The sequence below is a fragment of the Pseudomonas sp. 1L-C-7-B-C1 genome, assembly GCF_057291635.1.
The window spans coordinates 35,310-59,198 of sequence record NZ_JBXAWH010000001.1; the positions used below are offsets into that span (position 1 = coordinate 35,310).

At 57.8% G+C, this 23,889-nt stretch carries 17 protein-coding genes; 7 read left to right on the top strand and 10 right to left on the bottom strand.

Annotation, left to right across the window (positions count from 1 at the left end; all coding sequences use genetic code 11):
* Positions 1-277: 277 nt before the first annotated feature.
* The 3 genes from AC0Z8Z_RS00175 to AC0Z8Z_RS00185 form a co-directional block, all read right to left on the bottom strand.
* Positions 278-1,621: an ATP-binding protein gene (locus AC0Z8Z_RS00175; RefSeq protein WP_172609331.1), complete on the bottom strand. Its 1,344-nt coding sequence runs from the start codon at positions 1,619-1,621 to the stop codon at positions 278-280.
* Positions 1,618-2,295, bottom strand: a complete 678-nt coding sequence (locus tag AC0Z8Z_RS00180; RefSeq protein ID WP_122535748.1) for a response regulator transcription factor — start codon at positions 2,293-2,295, stop codon at positions 1,618-1,620. The genes AC0Z8Z_RS00175 and AC0Z8Z_RS00180 overlap by 4 nt, the downstream gene beginning before the upstream one ends.
* Positions 2,296-2,423: 128 nt before the next feature.
* Complete coding sequence (locus AC0Z8Z_RS00185; protein WP_485617290.1) at positions 2,424-2,852, bottom strand: hypothetical protein; 429 nt, start codon at positions 2,850-2,852, stop codon at positions 2,424-2,426.
* A 468-nt stretch (positions 2,853-3,320) separates the two neighbouring features.
* Between AC0Z8Z_RS00185 and AC0Z8Z_RS00190 the strand changes: the two genes are divergently transcribed.
* Positions 3,321-4,046 carry a 4'-phosphopantetheinyl transferase family protein gene (locus AC0Z8Z_RS00190; protein WP_485617291.1) on the top strand — a complete coding sequence of 242 codons (726 nt, stop codon included), beginning with the start codon at positions 3,321-3,323 and terminating at the stop codon, positions 4,044-4,046.
* 45 nt (positions 4,047-4,091) lie between these two features.
* Here AC0Z8Z_RS00190 and fhuF read toward each other — a convergent pair whose 3' ends face one another.
* Genes fhuF through AC0Z8Z_RS00205 form a run of 3 tightly spaced genes read right to left on the bottom strand, consistent with a single transcriptional unit; the run spans position 4,092 to position 7,189 of the window.
* Positions 4,092-4,850 (bottom strand): siderophore-iron reductase FhuF, encoded by a 759-nt coding sequence (gene fhuF, locus AC0Z8Z_RS00195; protein WP_485617292.1) that lies wholly within the window; start codon positions 4,848-4,850, stop codon positions 4,092-4,094.
* Entirely contained in the window at positions 4,808-6,448 is a 1,641-nt protein-coding gene (locus AC0Z8Z_RS00200) for an ATP-binding protein (protein WP_485617293.1), read from the bottom strand. The genes fhuF and AC0Z8Z_RS00200 overlap by 43 nt, the downstream gene beginning before the upstream one ends.
* Before the next feature lie 3 nt (positions 6,449-6,451).
* Complete coding sequence (locus AC0Z8Z_RS00205; protein ID WP_485617294.1) at positions 6,452-7,189, bottom strand: response regulator; 738 nt, start codon at positions 7,187-7,189, stop codon at positions 6,452-6,454.
* A gap of 629 nt (positions 7,190-7,818) precedes the next feature.
* Here AC0Z8Z_RS00205 and AC0Z8Z_RS00210 point away from each other — a divergent pair.
* From AC0Z8Z_RS00210 to AC0Z8Z_RS00225, 4 genes are all read left to right on the top strand, one after another.
* On the top strand, positions 7,819-10,734 hold the full coding sequence (locus AC0Z8Z_RS00210) for a ribonucleoside-diphosphate reductase subunit alpha (RefSeq protein ID WP_485617296.1): 2,916 nt from the start codon (positions 7,819-7,821) through the stop codon (positions 10,732-10,734).
* Between the two features lie 211 nt (positions 10,735-10,945).
* Positions 10,946-11,116: a YhfG family protein gene (locus AC0Z8Z_RS00215; RefSeq protein ID WP_122535490.1), complete on the top strand. Its 171-nt coding sequence runs from the start codon at positions 10,946-10,948 to the stop codon at positions 11,114-11,116.
* The gene (locus AC0Z8Z_RS00220; protein ID WP_485617298.1) at positions 11,116-11,724 is read left to right on the top strand and encodes a putative adenosine monophosphate-protein transferase Fic; all 609 of its coding nucleotides are present in this window, start codon (positions 11,116-11,118) and stop codon (positions 11,722-11,724) included. The genes AC0Z8Z_RS00215 and AC0Z8Z_RS00220 overlap by 1 nt, the downstream gene beginning before the upstream one ends.
* A gap of 638 nt (positions 11,725-12,362) precedes the next feature.
* Complete coding sequence (locus AC0Z8Z_RS00225) at positions 12,363-13,610, top strand: ribonucleotide-diphosphate reductase subunit beta (protein WP_037012114.1); 1,248 nt, start codon at positions 12,363-12,365, stop codon at positions 13,608-13,610.
* A 359-nt stretch (positions 13,611-13,969) separates the two neighbouring features.
* Here the strand turns inward: AC0Z8Z_RS00225 and AC0Z8Z_RS00230 are convergent, their stop codons facing one another.
* The 3 genes from AC0Z8Z_RS00230 to AC0Z8Z_RS00240 form a co-directional block, all read right to left on the bottom strand.
* A complete protein-coding gene (locus AC0Z8Z_RS00230; protein ID WP_485617299.1) occupies positions 13,970-15,769 on the bottom strand; it encodes an anti-phage dCTP deaminase in 1,800 nt (599 codons plus the stop codon).
* A gap of 204 nt (positions 15,770-15,973) precedes the next feature.
* Positions 15,974-17,236 carry an McrC family protein gene (locus AC0Z8Z_RS00235; RefSeq protein WP_485617301.1) on the bottom strand — a complete coding sequence of 421 codons (1,263 nt, stop codon included), beginning with the start codon at positions 17,234-17,236 and terminating at the stop codon, positions 15,974-15,976.
* A complete protein-coding gene (locus tag AC0Z8Z_RS00240) occupies positions 17,233-19,344 on the bottom strand; it encodes an AAA family ATPase (RefSeq protein ID WP_485617303.1) in 2,112 nt (703 codons plus the stop codon). Before AC0Z8Z_RS00240 ends, AC0Z8Z_RS00235 begins: the two co-directional genes overlap by 4 nt.
* 445 nt (positions 19,345-19,789) lie before the next feature.
* Between AC0Z8Z_RS00240 and AC0Z8Z_RS00245 the strand changes: the two genes are divergently transcribed.
* Together AC0Z8Z_RS00245 and AC0Z8Z_RS00250 are read left to right on the top strand one after the other, a co-directional pair.
* On the top strand, positions 19,790-21,073 hold the full coding sequence (locus tag AC0Z8Z_RS00245) for a hypothetical protein (RefSeq protein ID WP_485617304.1): 1,284 nt from the start codon (positions 19,790-19,792) through the stop codon (positions 21,071-21,073).
* A gap of 100 nt (positions 21,074-21,173) precedes the next feature.
* Complete coding sequence (locus tag AC0Z8Z_RS00250) at positions 21,174-22,148, top strand: restriction endonuclease (protein ID WP_485617305.1); 975 nt, start codon at positions 21,174-21,176, stop codon at positions 22,146-22,148.
* 465 nt (positions 22,149-22,613) lie between these two features.
* Here the strand turns inward: AC0Z8Z_RS00250 and AC0Z8Z_RS00255 are convergent, their stop codons facing one another.
* A complete protein-coding gene (locus tag AC0Z8Z_RS00255) occupies positions 22,614-23,867 on the bottom strand; it encodes a glycine hydroxymethyltransferase (RefSeq protein ID WP_485617306.1) in 1,254 nt (417 codons plus the stop codon).
* Between the last annotated feature and the right edge of the window lie 22 nt (positions 23,868-23,889).

Consider the following 23,889-nt stretch of genomic DNA (forward strand, 5'->3'; position numbering starts at 1 on the left):
CGGTCTGCAGCATTCCGGTTGCAGAGACGCCTAAAGTGCGAACCCTCCTGCTCGGAGGGATTTGTTTTTGTCGAGCTGCGCGCGGCAGACCTCTGCCCAGTGCATCGCAAGCACCGTGCCAGTATTGGTAAATGAGGTGAGAGCCACGGATTACGTGAACCATCTGGTTAACAGGAGGCCCGTCGGGGTGAAGGCGGTGGCGGTTTTCCGCCGTTTGGCGGCAAATGATCCGCCCCACTGGCGGGTATCCGCCTCGAAGGACGAATCAGGAGTGAGCTTAGATCGCGAACCGAATGCGGAACGCCGCGCCCCCCAGTTCCGAGTCACCCAGGGTCAGCTGCGCCCCGTAGCTTTCGATGATGTCCTTGACCACCGCCAGACCGATGCCCTGTCCCGGATTCTGCGTGTCCAGTCGCTCGCCGCGTTCGAGAATCCGCGCGCGCTGGCTTTCCGGAACACCCGGGCCGTCGTCTTCGATGCACAGCTCGTCGCCCATCATCGATGACCGCCAGCTCACGCGTACCTCGCCGAGGCACAGGCGGTAGGCGTTTTCCAGCAGGTTGCCGAGCATTTCCAGCAAGGCGCCCTCTTCCATTTGCACCTGGCAATTGTCTGGCAGGTCGAGCACGACGTTGACCCGCTTGTCGCGGTAGACCTTTTCCAGCGTGTTGCACAGGCTCTGCACCACAGGTTTCAAGGCCACGTGATAACGCACCAGCCCGCTTTTACGCAGGCTGGCGCGCTGCAGTTGATAACTGATCTGCTGGCTCATGCGCTCGATCTGCGATTGCAGAATCCGCGCCTGCTCCAGGTCTTCCGGTCGTTTGGCGATTTGCTCGCTGACGCCCTGCAACACAGCCAGCGGGGTTTTCAGGCTGTGGGCGAGATCGTCGAGGGAGTCGCGGTAACGAATGCGCTGTTCGCGTTCGCTGCTCAGCAGGCGGTTGAGCGAGTCGGTCAGGCGCAGCAGTTCGCTGGGGTGTTCTTCGCTGAGGCTTTCCCGCGAGCCGGCCTCGACCTGATCCAGCTCCTGACTCATGCCCCGCAGCGCACGCAGGCCCCAGGTCAGCCCGCCCCACAGCAGAATCAACAGAACCAGCAGCGCGCCGCCGAAGCCCAGGTAGAGTTTCTGGCGCAGGCCGGAGATGGTTTCCTGGTATTCGCGCACCGGTTGCAGCGCGACGATGCTGAAGGCGGCGTTGCGCCCGCCGAGCAGTTTGATTTCGACGTCATAGACGAAGAACTCGTCGCCGTTGGGTTGGCGGATCTTCGCGAATTCGTTGCCGCGGCCGTCGTAGCGGGGCTGGTAGTCGATGGCTTCGTCTTCGGTGGCCCGGGAGCGCCACACCAGTTTGCCGGCGCGGTTATAGATGTAGCCGAGCAAGCGGCTGTCGGGCAGGGCGAATTGTTCGCCGGGCAATAACGACGGCATCAGCAGGTGGTCGTCTTCGACACGGGCGGCAGAGATCAGTGTGGTGACGTCCGACGCCAGGCGTTTTTCGATGGAGCTTTCCAGCGCCAGGCTGAAGGCGCTTTGCAGCGCCGGCAGCATCAGCAGCATGAAGATGACGGCCAGGGTCGCGGCGCCCAGCATCAGACGCAGGCGCAGCGAACGAATCATGTACAGCGCTCGGTGAACAGGTAACCCAGGCCGCGCACGGTGTCGATCGGCTTGAACCCGGCGGGCGCTTCGAGCTTGCGCCGCAGCCGACCGACCAGCACTTCGATCACGTTCGGATCGCGCTCGTCGTCATCGGGGTAGAGCTGCTCCATCAGGCGCTCTTTGGGGACCACTTGCTGGTGGTGGCGCATGAGGTATTCGAGAATCCGGTATTCGTAGGCGGTCAGCGCCAGGGGCTGTTCGTCCAGGGACGCCTGCTTGCGGTTGAGGTCCAGGCTCAACGGGCCGGCGACGATGGTCGAGTGGGTGAAACCACTGGAGCGTCGCAGCAAGGCGTTGAGGCGCGCTTCGAGTTCTTCGAACTGGAACGGCTTGACCACGTAGTCGTCGGCGCCGGCGGCCAGGCCTTCGACCTTGTCCTGCCAGTTGCCGCGCGCGGTCAGGATGAGGATCGGGAACGCCTTGTTCTGCACGCGCAGCTGACGGATCAGGTCGAGACCGCCCACACCCGGCAGGCCCAGGTCGATGACCGCCAGATCGTGGTTGAACTGGCCCGCCTGATACAGCGCTTCCTCGGCGTTGCCCACCGCTTCGACGACGTGACCGCTTTCGGTCAGGCGGGTCTGCAGGTGGTGACGCAGCAGGGCTTCATCTTCGACAACCAGCAATTTCATGACGCTCTCCCAGGCAAAGGCATACCTCTCGTTTCAAGAGTCTCAACGAGGCGCTGCCGAGCGCGTGCAGTGTGACGAGCCCGGCAGCGATTGTGCAATTCAGACACCGCGAAAAACAGGCTGGCGGCTTATAAAACGTAGTGGACGGGTAAATAGGTGTGCTGACTCTCGCTCAGGCTCAGCGAGGGCGGTTGCTGCACTGTACGGACAGGTAAGCGGGTGTCGAACAGTCTAGTCGTGCCCGGCGAAGGCATCTGCACGTTGTAAGACGCCGCAAGATTGCCCGTTTGCACGTTCATCCCGTTGACACGGGCGGTGAGATTTCCGTAGCCGACTGCGTAGGGATCATCAGCAGGCTGCTGGCTGAACGTCTGGCTCCAGTTGCCAACCTGGCTGCTGGTGGTGAGACTGCGGCGCGGGCCGTTGAGGCGGTCGGCGCGTTCGGTGTTCTTGCCGAAATCGGTACGTGACACGTCCGCGTTGCCATCAGCCGCTTGCGCCGCCGCGCTGCTGCCGAGAAACGCCAGCGCCAGAAAGAGCTTGTTGAACGTCAGCATGAGCAGGTCCTCCGGCGCCAGGCGCCTTGTTGGGTACGGTTTGGAGCATACCCAGCCAGCGCTGAACCCCTCCTGAACATGTACTGACCCACCGCATTCGTCAGCAAGCTGACTCCCACAGGTTCTGTGCATGACGCTGAAGTCTCGGGGCAACACACATCTCCTGTAGGAGTGAGCTTGCTCGCGAATGCTTTCTGCCTGTGCCATCAACGTCGCCTGACCCACCGCATTCGTCAGCAAGCTGACTCCCACAGGTTCTGCGCATGACGCTGAAGTCTCGGGGCAACACACATCTCCTGTAGGAGTGAGCTTGCTCGCGAAAGCGGTCTGCCTGCGCCATCCACTCCGCCTGACCCACCGCATTCGTCAGCAAGCTGACTCCCACAGATTCTGCGCATGACTTTGGATTGGGGATTCCCGGCAAACCGGTTTTGCGCACGACGCCGCGGTTCCGGCAGAATGCCGGGCATGACTCGACCCTCGACACTTCCCGACTGTTGCCCCGCCCTCACCGCTCACTGGCCCTTGCCCCATGGGCTGGCGGACGTGGTGTTGGTGAGCAGTCGCTTCGATCCGCAAAAGCTCATCGACGGCGATTTCCAGCGCTGTCTCATCGAGACGCCCGCCTCCATTCAACGGTCGGTGGCCAAGCGGCAGACGGAGTTTCTTGCCGGTCGTTTGTGCGCCCGTGAGGCGATGCGACAGTTGGACGGCCGCTCCCACGTCCCCCTCATCGGCGAAGACCGCGCCCCTATCTGGCCTGCGGACGTCACCGGCTCGATCACCCACAGCACCGGCTGGGCCGCCGCGATCGTTGCGCGCAAAGCGGACTGGCGCGGACTGGGCCTGGACGTGGAACAGCTGATGAGCCACGAGCGCGCAGTGCGTCTGGCCGGAGAGATTCTGACCCCCGCGGAAATGCAGCGCCTGAACGCCGGGCCCGAACATCAAGCTGCCAAGGTCGTCACCCTGACCTTTTCCCTGAAAGAAAGCCTGTTCAAGGCGCTCTACCCCATCGTGCTCAAGCGCTTCTATTTCGAAGACGCCGAGTTGCTGGAATGGTCAGATGACGGCAGCGCGCGGCTGCGGCTGAACATCGATCTGTCGGAGGAATGGCACAACGGCAAAGAGCTGGACGCGCAGTTCAGCGTGCAGGATGGGCAGCTGTTGAGTCTGGTGGCGATTCGGGGCTGACATCAACCTCCTATGCGGCGGAGTACATTGTGGGAGTGAGCTTGCTCACGAAGGGGCCCGTTGATCCACTGATTTTCTGGCCGCCATACCCAACGGGCAATGCTCACACCGCCCCACCCACTCCACCCGATAACTTAGGCAGCACGTGCGCCGCTGCCGAACCGTCTGCCCGTCCTGCTCTATATAGCTAACGGCATTGAACAGCGGATTGCGCTGCCCATCCGGCCTCAGCCGTTCACGCAACAAGCCATACCCAGCACTAAGAGAAACGTCGCCCGCCGCGGACAGCTGCCGCAAGCAGGTTTCCAGATAATCCCCGGCGGTGCCCCACAGCACGGCCGCAGGCACATCGCCGTAGGCGCTCAAGCGGTCGATTACCTGCTGCAGATTCTCCAGCAGCGGCGCAAACCGCTCGAACGGATTTTCCGAAACCGACACCTCCATAACGTCCCCGTGAAACCGCACCCCATCCAGATAGCCCCGTTCGTGCAGGGCGAAACTCAGGCGGTCCAGCCCCAGCGGCCACCCCGCGCCATGGGCCAGACTCGCCACCACCACCGGCGGAATCAGCTGCATGGCGTAGTACTTCATCCACTGCGAGACCAGCACCGGCAACTGGTCCTTCATCAGTTCCGGCCCATACACCTTCAGCAGCAGGCGATCCAGACCCTCATCCCGCAACAGCTCGGTCAACGGCGACACAGGCCGCATTTGATCAACCACCACCGTGCGGGCAAACCCGTCCAGGGCACCGTCGAACATCACGCCTCCCCCTGTTGGCGGGGCCAGGCCAGGCTGAAACACGCACCGCCCAGAGTTTGGCTGCGCCCGATCAACGCGCGCCCGCCGTGCCAATGGATGATGCGGCGCACAATCGACAACCCCAACCCATGGCCGCCCGACGCCCGGGTGCGGCTGTCGTCCAGGCGCATGAACGGCGTGAAGATCCGCTCCCAGGCACTTTCCGGCACGCCGGGCCCGTCATCTTCGACGTCGATGCGACAGCGATCCTCACTCAACTGATAGCCGATGCGCACCTCCGATTCGGCGTGGCGCATGGCGTTGCTCACCAGATTCTGCAGCGCACGGTGCAAGTACCGCGGTTCGGCCTCAACCCAACGCGTCTCGTCGGACCCAATACGATGCAGCGCATCAACGCATTCTCCGCGCCTGACGCTGATGTGCGGCCGCAGCGGCGCCAGTTCGGCAATCACCTGATCGATCAGGGCGTCGAGGTCGATGCGCTGGAAATTCAGGGTCGGCGCGCCCTGTTCCAGGCGCGCGTAGGTCAACATCTCGTCCACCAGCTTGTCGAGGTCCTGGATATCGCTGTCCATGCCGACCATGTATTTATGCCGCGCTTCCGGGGTCGTGGCGTCGTTGATCATCTCCAGGCCGAAACGCAACCGCGCCACCGGCGTGCGCAGCTCGTGGGACACCGCGCGCACCAGTTCGCGCTGGATCATCAACGAACGCTGCAGATGCTCGGCCATGCCGTTGAATGCCGACGCCAGCCGCCCGACCGAATCCGCGCCGGCTGCGGGCACGCGGGTTTCCAGGCTGCCCTGGGCAATCTGCGTGGCCGCCGCTTCCAGTCCGCGCAACCGGTGCTCAAGCCGACGCACCAGCAGGTAAACGACAAGGCCGATCAGGCACAGACCGAGAAAGGTGATGAGGATCAGCAGCTCCGGTGGATAGGGGTTCATCTGGAACAGCGGGCCGATCTCCAGCACCCACGGGGTTTCACCGACGCCGGACAGCACGCGGATCGAATCGCCGCCCTTGCCCAGCGCCATCACCGTGTCGCCCTCGTCGATGCGCCGACGCTGGTCGTCATCGACATCCAGCTTTTCCAGCCGGATCAGCTGCATGTCGAAGCCGAACCCCTTGCTCTGGTGCAAGGCTTCCAGCCGCGCGGGCTGCTCATCGACCGGCAGACGCACCAGCTCGTCGAGCAACAGAAAGATCGTCGCGCGGGCCAGCTGCTCGCTGATCTGCCGCACCTCGCCGGTCAGCAGCAAGCCGCTGGACGGATTGCCCGACAGCGCCGGCTCGACCTCCCGAAACACCCGCGCGGCATGGGGGCCGGTCTGCTCGACCACTACTTGCCCGCGACTCAACCGGCTGCGGGCGCTGCCATCCAGATGCGCGTGCTCGGCGGTTTCCAGTGTCAGCGGAATGCCCAGCAAGCGTTCCCACACGGCGAGGGCGCGGGTGCGTTCAATGTCATTCATGCCCCGCAGGTTGTCGGCCATCAGGGTGAAGGTGCCGTGGGCCAATTGTTCGCGGTACTGATCGGCGCGCACGGCATTGACCAGATGCAGGGTCAGCACGCCCAGCAGCGCCACCAGCACCAGAACGCCGAGCATGCCGCCATAGATTCGCAGGAAGATGGAATGCATCGGTCAGCCGCCGCGCTTGAGGGAGGGCAGTTGCGCGGCGGCGTGGGGCACAAACAGGTAACCCTTGTTGCGCACGGTCTTGATCAGGCGCGGGTGGTCGGGGTCGTCACCGATGCGCGGGCGGATTTTCGAGATGCGCACGTCGATGGAGCGGTCCTGGCCGTCGTAGCCGACGCCGCGCAGGGCCGTAAAGATTTCTTCGCGAGAGAGAATGCGCCCGGCGTTGGCGACCAGCAGCCACAACAGGTCGAATTCGGCGCTGGTCAGCTCAACGCTCTGGTCGTTGAGCCAGGCTTCACGCAAGGTGTTGTCCACCACCAGCGCGCCGAATTCCAGCCGGTGCTGTGCCTGAACCGGGTTTTCGACGGTTTCGCTGCGCCTTAATAACGCATGGATGCGCGCGAGCAGCACCCGGGGATGCACCGGTTTGCCGACGTAATCGTCTGCGCCCATGTCCAGGCCCTGAATCTGGTCGCTGTCATCGGTGCGCGCAGTGAGCATCAGGATCGGCCCGTCATAGTGGCTGCGCACCTTGCGACAGATGCTCAGGCCGTCTTCGCCGGGGAGCATGAGGTCGAGGATCACCAGATCCGGCTGCTCGTCGATGATGCGCCGGGCCGCCCGCGCGCCGTCCCCTTCCAGGCTCACGCGCAGGCCGTTGTTTTCGAGGTAGTCGCGGGTGAGTTCGGCCAGCCGCTGGTCATCCTCGACGATCAGCACCTGCCAGGGTTGTGGCTGCACGGTGAGGCTCCTTGTTTTTTCTTATTAAAAGTGCTTGCCCAACGGGCTTTTGCGATGGCCTTCACGCCCGCAAAATTCCCGAAAAAATGATTTTGGCCGCCGACAAAGCGCTCATCCCAGACGCCATGCGGCCTACACGGGATTTCCCTGTTTCACACACAAATTACACACAGCTTTATCCACAGCCCATGCGTTGCAGTAAGTGTCCGAAACGCATATCTTGTAGCCCTTCGACGGCGGAGACCCTACATGTGGGGTTTTCGCCTAAATCCCAAACACAAGTCAGTGCGCGATTTCAAGGTTTTTTTCTCGCGCGTTACCTGTGTACGAAGGGCTGAATTACCCCCGAATCTACCGCTCTGCCCCGCCAGCGCAAATGGCAGACCACCCAGTCTTGGGATCTGCGCGCAGCGGCATACGAGTTGCAACATCAGATGCGCATTCTGCAACAGTTTTTCGGGTGACGGGCTCAAGTCCGGCACCCTTTTCGACTTCAACGCCAGGGAGGGTAATCCACCTTCCCATTCGTCCTGAAGTCATGGCCTGACATTTGTCAGTCCACTGCCGCAAGACGAAACGGTGGGCGTGCACTTTGCGCCCAAACAAACTTAAAGAACGTGGAGACACCCATGCAAACCGACACAACTCGCGAGAATCCGCAGGCCACCGCGCCGCAGACAGGTGCGACCCAGCAGGACCTGTCCGCCACCGCGCCGGGTCAGCTGCGTGTGATCAAGCGTAACGGCACCGTCGTTGCGTACACCGATGACAAGATCACCGTCGCCATCACCAAGGCCTTTCTCGCAGTTGAAGGCGGCACCGCTGCCGCTTCGTCGCGTATCCACGACACCGTTGCGCGCCTGACCGAACAGGTCTCCGCGACCTTCAAGCGCCGCATGCCGTCGGGCGGCACCATCCACATCGAAGAAATCCAGGATCAGGTCGAACTGGCGCTGATGCGCGCCGGCGAGCAGAAAGTCGCCCGCGACTACGTGATCTACCGCAACGAGCGCTCCAAGGAGCGTGCCGGTCGCACCGCTGGCGACACCCCTGTGCAAGCACACCCGTCGATCCGCATCACCGCCAAAGACGGCAGCCTCGCGCCGCTGGACATGGGCCGCCTGAACACCATCGTCACCGAAGCGTGCGAAGGCCTGGCCGAGGTCGACGCCGACCTGATCCAGACCGAAACCCTGAAGAACCTGTACGACGGCGTTGCGCTGACCGACGTCAACACCGCACTGGTCATGACCGCGCGTACCCTGGTTGAGCGTGAGCCGAATTACTCGTTCGTCACCGCGCGCCTGCTGATGGACACCCTGCGTGCCGAAGGCCTGGGTTTCCTCGGTGTCGCCGAAAGCGCCACCCACCACGAAATGGTCGACCTGTACGCCAAGGCGCTGCCGGCTTACGTCGAGAAAGGCATCCAGTTCGAACTGCTGAACCCTGTGCTGGCCGAATTCGACCTGGAAAAACTGGGCAAGGCGATCAACCACGAGCGCGACCAGCAGTTCACCTATCTGGGCCTGCAAACCCTGTACGACCGTTACTTCATCCATAAAGACGGCATCCGTTTCGAACTGCCGCAGATCTTCTTCATGCGTGTGGCCATGGGCCTGGCGATCGAAGAGAAAGCCCGCGAAGACCGCGCCATCGAGTTCTACAACCTGTTGTCGTCCTTCGACTACATGGCCTCGACCCCGACACTGTTCAACGCCGGCACTCTGCGTCCACAGCTGTCGAGCTGCTACCTGACCACCGTTCCGGATGACCTGTCGGGCATTTACCACGCCATCCACGACAACGCCATGCTGTCCAAATTCGCAGGCGGTCTGGGCAACGACTGGACCCCGGTTCGCGCGCTGGGCTCTTACATCAAGGGCACCAACGGCAAATCCCAGGGCGTCGTGCCGTTCCTGAAAGTCGTGAACGACACCGCTGTAGCAGTCAACCAGGGCGGCAAGCGCAAAGGCGCGGTCTGTGCGTACCTGGAAACCTGGCACATGGACATCGAAGAGTTCATCGAGCTGCGCAAAAACACCGGTGATGATCGTCGTCGTACCCACGACATGAACACCGCCAACTGGATCCCTGACCTGTTCATGAAGCGTGTCTTCGACGACGGCAAATGGACCCTGTTCTCGCCGTCCGAAGTGCCTGATCTGCACGACCTGACCGGTAAAGCCTTCGAAGAACGCTACGAGTACTACGAAGCGCTGACCGAGTACCCGGGCAAGGTCAAGCTGTTCAAGACCATTCAGGCCAAAGACCTGTGGCGCAAAATGCTGTCCATGCTGTTCGAAACCGGCCACCCATGGCTGACCTTCAAGGACCCATGCAACCTGCGCAGCCCGCAGCAGCACGTGGGCGTGGTTCACAGCTCGAACCTGTGCACCGAGATCACCCTGAACACCAACAAGGACGAGATCGCGGTCTGCAACCTGGGCTCGATCAACCTGCCGAACCACATCGTCGACGGCAAGCTGGACACCGACAAGCTCAAGCGCACCATCGACGTGGCCGTGCGCATGCTCGATAACGTGATCGACATCAACTACTACTCGGTGCCGCAAGCGAAGAACTCCAACTTCCGTCACCGTCCGGTCGGTCTGGGCATCATGGGCTTCCAGGACGCGCTGTACCTGCAACACATTCCTTACGGTTCCGATGCGGCCGTGGAATTTGCCGACCGTTCGATGGAAGCCGTCAGCTACTACGCGATCCAGGCTTCCTGCGATCTGGCGGACGAGCGCGGTGCCTACGAGACGTTCCAGGGTTCCCTGTGGTCCAAAGGCATCCTGCCGCTGGATTCGCAACAGATCCTGATCGAACAGCGTGGCCAGAAGTACATCGACGTCGACCTGGAAGAAAGCCTGGACTGGGCGCCAGTCCGTGCTCGCGTTCAGAAAGGCATTCGTAACTCGAACATCATGGCCATCGCCCCGACCGCGACCATCGCCAACATCACTGGCGTGTCGCAGTCGATCGAACCGACTTACCAGAACCTGTACGTGAAATCGAACCTCTCGGGCGAATTCACCGTGATCAACCCGTACCTGGTTCGCGACCTGAAAGCCCGCGACCTGTGGGACTCGGTCATGATCAACGACCTGAAGTACTACGACGGTTCGGTGCAGCAGATCGAGCGCATCCCGCAGGAGTTGAAAGACCTCTACGCGACCGCCTTCGAAGTGGACACCAAGTGGATCGTTGACGCGGCCAGCCGTCGTCAGAAGTGGATCGACCAGGCCCAGTCGCTGAACCTGTACATCGCCGGCGCCTCGGGCAAGAAGCTGGACGTGACCTACCGCATGGCCTGGTACCGTGGTCTGAAAACCACTTACTACCTCCGTGCCCTGGCCGCGACCAGCACCGAGAAGTCGACCATCAACACCGGCAAGCTGAACGCCGTTTCCAGCGGTGGCCACGGCCCGGACGACTCGGCGATCACCGCCCCGCGCCCAGCCGAAGCGGCACCGGCCGGTCCAGCGCCAGTGCCGAAAGCCTGCGCGATCGACGAGCCGGACTGCGAAGCCTGCCAGTAAAACCCGCTGGCAAGCGCGCCCTTTAACAGGGGCGCGACTGCCCGCGAAGAGCTCGCTGACACCACCGATACTTGTGGGAGCGAGCTTGCTCGCGAAGCTTTTCAATCAGCTCAAGCAGCAACGCGACCCGGGAGCCTAAACGCTCCCGGCCCTCGCTCCCCCTCTCCCATTTCCGCTACACTCCCCTCTTGCCAAGCCAGGAGAATGCCCCATGCCAGCTGCCTCGCTAGAGTCCAAAAAAGCCTACTGCGCCAAAACGCGCCGCTCCAACTACGCCGCCAGCCTACGTCTGGAAGGTTACGAGAGCTCGCCCGCCGACTCCGAACGCCGCCTGCCCTCACGGGAAGAGCTGCTCACCAGCTACCGCAAAAAACAGGCCTGATGGTCGAAAAATACGGCGTCGGACAGGACCCCTACTGTCCGCCCGGCAGCACCGTGCTGCGCAACCGTCTCGACGTCACCGATGCAGAAACCTTGGCGCAAGCCGAGCGCGACCTTTCCGAAGTCGCCGCCGAAGCCATCGACTTCTCCCCTCCTCCGTACAACCTGTCCTACCTGCAAGCCATCCATCGCCAGCTGTTCGCTGACCTGTATGACTGGGCGGGCGAACTGCGCACCGTCGACATCTCCAAAGACCAAACCCACTTCTGCGTGACCCACCGCATCGAGCCCGAGGCCAACAAGCTGTTCAAGGTGCTGGCCGACGCGAACTGGTTTCAGGAGCTGGATCGTGGAGCCTTGATTGCGGCGAGTGCCGAGCTGTTTGGGGATTTGAACGTGGTTCATCCATTTCGAGAGGGGAATGGGCGGGCGCAGCGGATCCTGTTTGAACACCTCATCGTGAATGCGGGGTTTGAGATCAGCTGGTGGCCGGTGGAGGCGGAGGAATGGATACGGGCGAATGTGGATGCGGTGGGGTGTGATTATGAGGGGATGGTGCGGGTGTTTGAGCGGTGTGTTGGGGGAGCGATTGGCGCTTCGCCTGAATAAGCATCCCCCGTCTTCGGAGCGCAGATGCCGACACCATTTGTCAGGTCGGCGATGACTCCATTGAGCGCCTTATCGGAAGGTCTTCGGCCGAAGCTCACGTATCACGGGGCTCTCCAAGGTTGAGGTCGTTTGCCGCACACTGACCTGCGTCACGAACGCACTCACATGTCGAAATACTCATTCCCTCCAATACCATATCGTGTGTATTCTTACGCCACAGACCACTAGATAGGCGATTCAGAAGCATCGAATCGTTGACAGGTCAAGAACAATCCAGCACTGATTCGCCAATCCGAACAGTCGCTGAAATGACAGACAAAAGGGTCGCAGCAAAGACGTACGGAGCAAATTTCCGTATACTCGCGCCCCCCAATCAAGGACAACGCCATGACCACCTGCGCACCCAAAGCCGACCGGATTCCTATGGTCACCGTGCGTTTGCCGCGTCAGCGTTTTGCTCCTCTCCCGGGTGACAGGCCTAGCGCCTGACAACGTCAACCGGAACACCGAATACCTAGATTTTCAGAGAGCCCTCTCTCGACCGCTGTATGGCGTGACCCGTGTCACAACAGCAGCAAACCGACTACTCAAATCCACAGGCCGCGTAAAACCGGTCCTCTAGCAGGAGCCTCCTCACCATGCTGAGCTGGGACGAATTCGACAAAGAAGACGCCGCTGAACCCGCCAAAGGCGCCAACGCCGGCCACGCTTCCGAAGCCGCGATGGACAAACTCGACAGCGCCGGTGGTGCTGCTGCGCTTGAAGCCCGCGCCGTCAGCGCAAACGACTCCGACGCCATTGCCCGCGCCAAAGCCGCGCTGGACAAATTGGACGTCGCAGAAGGTCTTGCCGAACTCGAAGGCTCCGCCGCCCGCGTCGCGGTCGACGAAAAACGCATGATCAACTGCCGCGCCGACCTCAACCAGCTCGTGCCTTTCAAGTACGACTGGGCGTGGCAGAAATACCTCGACGGCTGCGCCAACCACTGGATGCCGCAAGAGGTCAACATGACCACGGACATCGCCCTCTGGAAAGACCCGGAAGGCCTGACCGACGACGAGCGCCGCATCGTCCTGCGCAACCTCGGCTTCTTCTCCACCGCCGACTCCCTGGTTGCCAACAACCTCGTCCTGGCCGTGTATCGCCTCATCACCAACCCTGAATGCCGCCAGTACATCCTGCGCCAGGCCTTCGAGGAAGCGATCCACACCCACGCTTACCAGTACTGCATCGAATCGCTGGGCATGGACGAAGGCGAGATCTTCAACATGTACCACGAGATCCCGTCGGTCGCCAAAAAGGCAGCCTGGGGCTTGAAGTACACCCGTTCGATCTCCGATCCGAAGTTCGAAACGGGCACCGTCGAAACCGACAAAGAACTGCTGCGCAACCTGATCGCTTACTACTGCGTCCTGGAAGGCATTTTCTTCTACTGCGGCTTCACCCAGATCCTCTCTATGGGTCGCCGCAACAAAATGACCGGCGTCGCAGAGCAGTTCCAGTACATCCTGCGTGACGAGTCTATGCACCTGAACTTCGGCATCGACGTGATCAACCAGATCAAAATCGAAAACCCACACCTGTGGGATGCTGAAATGAAGGAAGAAGCAACCCAGATGATCCTGCAAGGGACCCAACTGGAAATCGAATACGCCCGCGACACCATGCCCCGCGGCGTACTCGGCATGAACGCCGCGATGATGGAGGACTACCTCAAGTTCATCGCGAACCGTCGTTTGAGCCAGATAGGGTTGAAGGAAGAGTATCCAGGGACGACGAACCCGTTCCCGTGGATGAGCGAGATCATGGACTTGAAGAAAGAGAAGAACTTCTTTGAGACGCGGGTTATTGAGTATCAGACGGGTGGGGCTTTGAGCTGGGATTGATTTGATTCCGACTCAGTAAGCTGCACACGAAAGGGCTGCCAGAAATGGTGGCCCTTTTTATTGCTGACCGCCGACCTTGATCGTTCCCACGCTCCGCGTGGGAATGCAGCCCTAGACGCTCCGCGTCTCACGCCGGAACAAACTAAACAAGCTGAAGCACCCAGCAACACCAAGGCGGTACTACCTACCACACACTTAAACTAGCCTCCGACGATCCGCCCTCATCTCAGATTAAAGGACGAATCCACGGGCCGAAGCCGCTACACGATTACGGAAAACGACAAAACCCACTTCCTGACCTGCACCAGCCAAGAACGGCTGCTCTTAGCTAAACTGCTGTAGGTTGAGGAGTTAGCTCATTACTTAGACTGCAGTGAAACAACTTCTTGCTCTAGAAGCTTGATCTTTTCGAGCAGACCAATATTTTCTTCCTCTAAAATCTCTCTCGATTTTTTTTGCGAGTCCGTATACTTCGGTATATGAAAAACCAATTCAAGCTCATCCTTGTAGGGCATAACAGGCTGATATAGCTGATAAAAGGCTCTACCCACCGCACCTCGAAAAAGCTCCAATTCAGGTTTTTTGGCTCCAACGGAAAGAATGTGGTCAGTAGCGATTCCAGGATAGGGATCAATGTAGACGATTTTCTTTAAGCCGAGCTGGTAAGCTTTTTTGGCGCAAAGCTCGCACGGACTTGCCGTCGTGAACAATATCCCACCTGATAGTTTTTGCCCACCATGTTTCGATATCTGAAGAAATGCATTTTCCTCTGCATGAAGAGAACGAGTGTGAACCTGGTTTTTCTCTCCCTCAATTTCATTCTGAATACTTTTAAAGCAGTACGAAATATTCCTGCCAGTTTGAGTACTTGCTATTAATTCCTTATATTTATGAGAAACAACCGCTTGGAATTTTTTATTAGTCAATTCATAGAGACTGAAGTCAGTGCTATTGATTCCGGCGAGCAAATCCTCAGCGCTCCTCAATAAACATGGTGTTTGACCTTGAGGAGTACTATTCCAGCCAACCGCTTTGATGCTGTAGCTGTCATCTGTAACGACGGCTCCAACTTGCCTAGAAATACAGCCTGAGCTGTGCTTAGCGGAATACGCTATCTGCATACAATTTTCTAGTGAAGTAGGCGTTACCAAGCCAGGATGGATCATTAACGCCACATACCAGGCTAGCTGACTAACTAAATCATTGTGGGTGAACTCGCTCAATTTTGAATTGTGGATGTGTATATCTGAGGTCTCAATACATTCTTGGATATTCTGAGCTATAAATCGATGATGCGCAGGTAGCTTGCTTGGATACTCTTTTTTGTCAAGCGCTTGAATTTGATCATCCGAGAACTTTCTAAAGCTCCTAAGACTATGGAGACGTTGCGCGTTATCGGTATTTATTGAAACTAGATAAAAGTTCGCATACCTCCGCTTAAGGAAGAACGCCTCATACGGGTTACGGATCGCATCGATAACAATCCGGCACTGTTCACCGGCTGCACGCGCGGTTTCATGAGCCACTTTTATTATGAGATTTATATGTCTTGGAAAACTGAAAATTTCGTCAGGATTAAATTCACTGCTATTGGCACATCCCGAAGCCCTTACATTGTCGCCAGCTTTTTGATATAAATTCGTGAATTCAGACTTTGTCAACGTATCTCGTAAATATTTAGTGATGAGCGGAATAGCTACAAAGTATAGCTCGTACCACTCCGCAGCATTTTCTCGATCAAACTTGAACTTGTGTTTAATACGTACCATTGCGGCCGCTCGAACATCAGCGTAATTGCTTTCGAACTTAGATATCACATTTGTGGCGGTATCCTCAGCAATCAATACCTCACGTAAACACGCCTCTAGCTCGCCTGACGACAATAATAGAAGGTGAAATGTGATTAGACCACTAACCTCGATTTTATAGAATGGCACCCAATCAGAAGAATCGTTGTAACGCTTTATTATTCTATGCTTCTTAAGCTCATTTTCAGTAAGCCCATCATATCCATCGCTTGGAATATTAAAGGTGGAAGAAGCAAGCTTATCAGCAGCAGTCGTGCAACCAGAACCTGTCCTTCCAGTTAAGCCGATGATCAGAAAGTCTTTGGTTTCTTGGTAAATGCTAGCGATAGCTGCAGCAGTTTTGTCCGACATATATATCCCCAAATCCATATGAACTGTACGAAACGAAGCAAATCATAACGCCACCGTTTCGTCTAGCGAAATCTGGGTGCATTTCCGAAACGAGGCTTAAAAAGTCATAGATAAATGAGAGCTTCATAGTCATGCCTGTCATTTAACTCTCAGGGGGACTTGTGCAAAGTCACCGTCCTGGCTCGGGATAATAGCTAATTCAGTTCATATCCAAAGGGCTGCTGAAAGAAATAGGATACCCGCCTCCAAATCGAACGGTACCACAGCTAGTGTTAGTCCCGGAGAATACTCAAAAATAGGCAATACCCGCTGAAAGGACGCACGCATCGGATATATCAGCACTAATTCACCTCGCCCTCCAACGTACTTATGGCCGTACGCGAAGAGCTGGTAAAAGTCCGACTGACTCAGCCCGTAATTCACATTGCCCGTCCTCGTGTCAAGCCGCTTCCATTTCGTGTCCAAAACCCAGCTCTTATCGCCCTGAGTAATCATCAGATCCGGCCGCAGCTGAAAAACCTTCCTCCCCTCGTGCTCACAAAGGTATTCGCTCCGACGCTCAACATGCAGAGTCGCATCCGGCGGAAGGGAATCGCGCAAACATGCCGCCACGTACCGTTCGAACAGCTTTTCCATAGGAAAAAGCAAGCTCATGCCCTGCCATTCGCCAGTAATCGCTAAAGGCGTCTTTTGCTGAATGATCAATTCACACCAAGGCTTAATAGGCTGGTAATGAGCCATAAGCCGATCGTTGCGCCACTGCTTGAAGTCCTGCTTGGTGTCACGACTGACGGGGATTTCCAGCAGCATTGAGCGCAGTTCGTGGGACAAGCGCCAGTTGCTTGGGTCTCTAGTCACCTTGCACACGATGTCCAAAGCGGTTTTTAACAAACGGTTCTCAGCCCGGTCAGGGTGGAACAGGTCATGCCGAATCTGAAAGTGATGCTGACGACCAGGTGGTTGACGCATCTGGCGAGCGGTATTGAGTTGGCCGCGTAGGTAACGCTGTTCCTCCTCGACACGTTGGTAATCAAAACGCAGGCCGCGCTTGATGCAATGGTCGAGGGTTTGCAGAAAGCTGCTCATCACCCACTCCGTTAGCGGGGTATCAAAGCGCTGCAATGCGGTGGCGCCGACTTCCCGCGTGGGAAGCTTTAACGATTTTTGGATCATCCGCCTCAGCAATGCGCGGCTTTGCTGAATGCAATCTCCTTCCTCGAAATGCTTGGGGAGGATTTCGATACGAGTGCCGCAGGGAGTCTCTAGAACCCCCACGTAATTGTCGAGCTTTAGCCATCGCCGATCCTCGATCTGGACGAGTGCCGCGCCGGCCTTGCTGAAGCGAGAACTCAATTCGCACAGCCAGTCGAACGCTGAGGCCGAGACGTATGCCCTGTCCAAATTTGGGTTCGAAACAGGGCTGGTAGTCAGCCGGGCATATTCTCTAACTGTCACATCTGCCGTCATGCTGATTGTTTGCCCAGCGAATCGATGATTTTACGACCGAGCATCCGGGTGTTCAGCGGCGTCCCACTGCTTGTCAGCGTCGAGATGTTGAGCGTTTCAGCAAGATCTCGAAGAATAGGTTTTGAAGGTTTTACCACTACGCCGTCCCGCAGAACCTCAATAGTGCCGGAGTCTAATTGTCGGACCGTGAAATCACCGTTAGCAGCTTCGCTCGCGTTGTAACGCGGCTGAGCTGTCGCCCTGACCGTGTGATCAATGATGCCGAGGTAGGCATCGACATTTTTGAACGCTGCAGGATTTAGCTCCCAGCGCTCGCCGTGCTTGTTGACCGGAACACCGTCGCCAAACAGCTCGCTGATGGGCTGAACGGGCTTCAGAAAACAATCTATGGTTTCCTTACGATGGTCATTCAGCACCCACTGAATCCGCTGCCAATCCTCGAAGAAATATTCCTGAAGTAACGGGATGATCTGCCCCCGAAAAATCCCCTCCAACCGCTCCATAGTTGGGTCTGATTTCAGTGGCAAGAAGTAGGCGTGTCCTAAGCAATGATCGCGATCAAGCAAAACCGAGATGCGCTCATTCATCACGCTTAGGACCTCATCGATAGGTACGCCGTTTACCTCTACTTCGTCGAGCAACTCTGGGTTTGGTGGTACCTCAATGAACGTGAAACGTCGGCGAAGCGCGATATCAAGCGCTGCCAACGAGCGGTCGGCGGTGTTCATAGTCCCTATGAGGTAAACATCAGCTGGAACGCTGAAACGCTCCTTTGAGTAAGGCAATGTCACTTCCAATGCTTCCGGCGCGCCCGCCCGCTTGGACGGCTCGATCAGAGTGATCAGCTCGCCGAAGATTCGGGAAATGTTGCCTCGGTTAATTTCATCAATGATGAGCACCCGTCTGCTATCTGAAGGTGTATCGGTCTCGCTTACCGGCGCCCCTTTCAGAACGCGTTCCACAAGCGCAGGCATGATGTTGTTGTAGCCATTGACGAGGTTAGGTTCGAGTGTCGTCCCTACCGCGGCGAGCTTCGAAAATACCCGCTTCTCGGCAATATCCTCGAGCGTCAACTCGCCTCGCCGTACATGCTCGGCCAGTTTTCGGAGCATGCTCATTCCGATTGGAAGCTCATTACCTTTTGGCTTTTTCAGCTCAAGCACATCTCCCGAGCAATAGGTCACAACATAACCGCCAATCCTCTCGCCCTTGCGGAATAGGGTTTTGCCCAACCGCGCCTGCGAGCCCAAATCTGCGTTAAGCAATTGGCTAAGCTTGGTTTTATCAATCGCAGCCTGCGCTAGCTCATACAAAGTTCGCTGGGTGAACTTCACGTTTGTGAGCTGCTGATAGGACAATGAAGGCTCATACGTACGAAGCCATTTGACAGGTCGGCACTGTGCGTAGTCGGCGTCGCGTTGCTCACTGGAAAGGCATAGATAATCGCCGGTGACTTCACCAATTGCTCGAAACTTAGCATTCCCGTCAGTGATTACTAGCAAGTCTCCCGTTTTCATGCGAACTACGAAATCGGTCACGGCTTTCACAGCGTAAGCACCGCTTTGCATCGGCTGCCCAGCCGCTGCAAAACGGTCAGCGACGTCCTCGCGGCTTTTGCATCCGGCGAAGTCAATTCTGTCGCCATAACCTAGCAAGGCGAAATTGGACGCTATGCAGTCGTCGTAGACGTAGGCGTCGCTCCCTTGCGTGTTGCCCAGTGACATCTTCCAAATTCTGGACGCTGAAATGTCAGTGGACACCGACTCTTTGTGGGTAGCCCTGGCGGCGGCCGGAGTGCTGCAGAGGCTTTTGAAAACTCCGGGAATGACTTCGTAGCTGATATGTCCATCTTCGTCAGTGTCAGCTCGCAGCCCTTCTACAAAGTCCTCGTAGCTGAAACTTTGGTGAAAGGTAACGAATTTCACGTGCTCCGCAGCGACCAACGCGTCGAAACGTGCCTTCAGCACCCGCCTACCTTCAGGTGTGTCCCTATGGTTGAGATTGGATTCTAAAAACACTGGATCGAGGATTCGTAACGTGGCTTCCACAGTCGCATAGGTTTTCCCTGTGCCAGGAGGGCCAAAGAAAATTTGGTTTAGCGAAGCCATGGGAGAACATCCTTGTAGGAGAATTCCTCAATCTTTGTCCATCTGGCCAGTATCGGTAAAGCGCTAACGACGTCGGCCGTAAAATAAATTTTTAACGTAAGCAGCATTCATTGCTCTTCTGTCGCTTCCCAGGCGATCGAAGGAGTTCCCAAACACGCATTGCCCCTTGTTCAGCTTCACAAGCTGATTTCATTAGCAATGCGGGATGCGTTAAAAATTACAGAATGAAAGCCTCAATAGCGATTGACAAAACCCCCGTCCTACCATTGGCCGTTTCAGCTACCTTACTTTTGAGAGGTGATTAACGCTGGCGGAGATGCGTACGTTTTGGGGGCTGAACAGTCGACTTTAGAGTTCTTGACGAAGGGGCCCGTTCCATTAGTATTGCGCTTCCCAGCAGGATCGAAGCAGCCAATGATGTTTATCCCCAAGGAAGGATTTTTAAATGACTGATGAAGTGGAACTGCGATCCACCGCGCCAAACCCGCTATCCGCAGCGCCAAACGAAAAGAGATCAGCCAGCTACCGGCAGGCGATATTCGGACTGCTTGCCGACATCAAATGGTGGCTCCCCCTTGCAGCGACAACAATCTCAATCTCGCTCCTAACCAAATATTTGTGGCTTATACATCACCCAGAATTAATTCTGAACTCTCTGGGAAACCCATCAAACCTCGTCGCATGGTTGTTTTTCGCTTTGATTGTTCTAGCTTCGCTCCTCATTATCGTGTCAGTACCGTCGCTAGCCTTCGTGATGTGTATTACGCAATGTTCACCTGGTCGCGAGTTGGAAAAAAAGCTAGCGTTTAAGTTTAGTCTTATTGTCGGTGGAGGATACCTACTACTCTCACTCAATTTGCTAGGATCAACCTTTGATAGAGCGTTTGCCCCTGGATACTTATTTATATTTGTAACTATTGCTGCGGCTTGGGCAGCATGGCGCGTTTTCCGCAGCGAAGCGACGCTTAAAGAAAAGGTACTAGAACTTTCACCTGGTCCTCGTAAGCCATGGCATAGGAAAACCTATCGCACTGCTCGGCTTGGCTGGCTAGGCCTATTGCTCGCTTTTACCTCAATGAGTGGGGTGTTTCCGGCCCAGTTGGGCCTGATGGCTTGGAGGGGAGCAGAAAATGGCTGGGAGGCGCGTGGAGCGATCGGCGTTTGTTTATTGATCATGTTTCTTTACCTAGCGCCTGTTCTGTCTTTCTATCTATCCGAAGGGAACGTACTGCGACGAACCGGCCGTGCGGGTTTTGCTCTACTGATATGCGTTTTCGCTAACGCCGTGTTACTCCCTGCGATTTTGGATGTGTGGGTCTACTCGGCAGGCAACCTGATCAAGATTAGAGACAATACCGAGATGACTTATGTTCTGGATGAAAAGGACTATCCACAGGAGGTGTTTAATAAAAATCTGTGGAGGGTGGAGACGTACAAAGCGGAAAATGGCCTATACAGCGTGCGGGCATTCCGTCAGTTTCGCTTTGGGGAGATATTATTGATCTGCCCTAGCCGGTACAAAAATATCGCTTTGAAGAACATCGACAGTTACGCGCATTTGTGTATCACGTTGTCTGACGCTAAGGTGAAAGTGGCAGCGCCTATTGCAAGCGGGGACATCGCAATGATTCCCAAGTTGGAGTGTATTTTAGCGGCACATACGCCTACGCTTACTCCGCTTCTAATGAAAAACACGGGGACATGCTTGTACCGAAGTCTTTACCGCTGAACCTCGACGCCTCACCGCATCGCGAGCAAGCTCACTCCTACAGAGTCGTGCACCGCTCACCAGCTCTCAACCCTAACGGACTAAAGAAAAGACCAAGGACATGGCCAAGAAAACCTCTCTCTTCGAAGACCTCTTTCAGATCGCCAGCAAACTACCCTGGTGGATCAGCGCGCTCATTGCGATCAGCTCCGGCGTTTACCTGCACTCGGTAGCGACCGCGCCGATGCCCGTCTACTCCGACCCTCAGCATTTGCAGTCGGTAGTCTTCAGCACCATGGCGCACACCGGGGCAATGATTGGCCAGTACCTGCTGCCATTGATCTTCACTGCTGGCGCCATCGCCTCAATCATCGGCCGTCGCAAACGCCGTAATCTCCTCGAATCCGCCGCCACCACCAAAGGCAATCCACTGCTCAGCATCACCTGGCACGAGTTCGAATTACTGGTGGGCGAAGCCTTGCGTCGTCGCGGCTACTCAGTACGGGAAACAGGCAAAAACGGCCCGGACGGCGGGATCGATCTGATCGCGCGCAAGGACGGCGAGACGTACGTGGTGCAGTGCAAACAATGGCGCTCGGTGCAGGTCGGTGTGCCGGTGGTGCGGGAGTTGTATGGCGCGATGGCGGCTGAAGGTGCTGTCGGTGGTTTCGTGGTGACCAGTGGGACATTTACCAAACCAGCGAGGGATTTTGCGGCGGGGCGCAACGTGCAACTGGTCGATGGCACGGTGCTGAAGCAGTGGATCGCCGAGGCGAAGAAGCCTGGTCCAAAGCCGACCGTCGAGGTGGTACCCGAGCGTGTCGAGCCAGCCATCGTTGAGCCGGAGGTGGTCGTTACGCCAAGTCCCGCTCCAGCTCCAACTCCCGTTCAAGCGCCCACTTCAACCGCGACACAAACCGTCGTACGTGAAGCCGAGCCTGAACCTGCTGCACCCCTTTGCCCGCACTGCCGCAAAACCATGGTGATGCGTGTCGCCAGAACCGGCGCCAACGCTGGCGGGAATTTCTGGGGTTGCGTGGCTTATCCGAAATGCCGCGGGATCCGGCCGATTTTCGCGCCGATGACGGTGAAGTAACGCCGCAAGACCAGATGAGCACGTCAGCCAACCCATGACGTGCTTCGCACCAACAAGCCCCCCGCGCGAACACGCTAGCGGCGTCATGGGATGGCGGTGTGTCAGTGACGAATCAGGTGCTGACACGATTTTCGCGGGCAAGCGCGCTCCTACAGTGGATGTGTACCTGGCAGGAAATCTCTAGTCGCCCTCATACAAAGCGCCGTGCCGCGAAGCCCTGAAAGTTCCCGCCCAAGCCCCTCCCCGCACATAACATTTTCGCTAACAAATAGTTACCCGGGTTTCATTTGCCCCCGTCGCCCATCGTTCCTAAAGTGGCTTCACCCCATCGAACCCGCCCAGCGCAGAACGATGAACCCACACACCCAAGCCGGAGAACGTCAAACCCCTGATCAGCTTTTAGCATTTTGTTTCTGTCGTTCGCTGCGTCGTTGCTCCCGACGTGGTGCCTCCAAGCTCCAAACTTCAGCCGCTCCCCAGCGGCTTTTTTTCGCTCAGGATTTGCTGAATCCGCTCTGCCATCTGCGCCATATCAGCGACCGGGCGCGCATGCAGCCGACCGCAAGCACCCACATGCAAAACATCGCCCAGCAGTCGCGCAACCTCTGTCATGTCCGAGACCTCCATCCCCTGCCGCGTGATGAATTGCGTCCCCAGCCGCAGCGCCTGATGTCCCGCACGTGAAGGATCAACGCAAGTCCCAATGAGAATCCCCTGAGCCTGCAACGCGTGCATCACAGCGCGAGGATCAGCATCCAGTGACAGCGGCAGCAAGAGTTGATGAGTGTGCACTTCGCCATCATTCGCCCCTATGACAGGCAACCCAACATCGACCAGCGTGCGATGCAGCGCCGCGCTGTTGCTGACAATGCGGCCGGCATATTCGCGGCCACCGGCCTGGGCTTCGGTAAGGGTGACCGCCAGGGAGGGCAGCCGGCCCGCGTCGTAATTGGCAAGCATCCGGGTGTCGAGCAGGTTGCGCAGTGGTGTTGCATCTTCCGGGTCGCGGCCGAGCACCAGACCTTGCGGGCGGCCGGGCAGGGTTTTGTAGGTGGAGCTGCTGATGAGGTCAACACCGGCATCAAAGGGGTTGGGGTACGTGCCGCCGGCGATCAGGCCGAGCACGTGGGAGGCGTCGAACAGGGTTTTGGCGCCGACTGCGCGGGCTGCGCTGACCACCGGGGCGATGTCGTCGGCTTTGATCATGATGCTGCGTCCGAGCACGACGAGCCTGGGCCGGGTTCGGGTGATCATCTCTGCCGCGCGCGCTGCGTCGAGCTGGCAGTTGCGGCGGTCGAACGGCAAGTCTTCAACGATGAGACCTGCCAATTCTGCGGTGCCGCCACGGCGCTGGCTGAGATGCCCGCCGTGCTCGGCTGCGGGTGCCAGCACCTTGTCGCCCGGTCGGCAGTAGGCGTGGAAGATGGCCAGGTTGGCCAGGGTGCAACTGGCCAGTCGGACTTCGGCCCATGCCGCGCCGAACAGGGTCATGGCCGCCTGGCTGGTGGAGCTTTCGAGCTCACTGACGAGTCCGGTGTCCGGCTGTTCTTTGTGGCCGGTCGGGCCCATGGCCGGGTAGGCGCTGAGCGCGGGGTTGTACGCAGCCATGGCGCGGGCGCTGGGGAGGTTGGCGCCGGCGTAGAGCATCAGGCGCTGGGTTTCCAGCTGCGGCAACCGGTCGGCACAAGCGGCCAGCAATGCATCGAGATCACGGGGCATGGTCGGCAGCTTCCTTGATGAT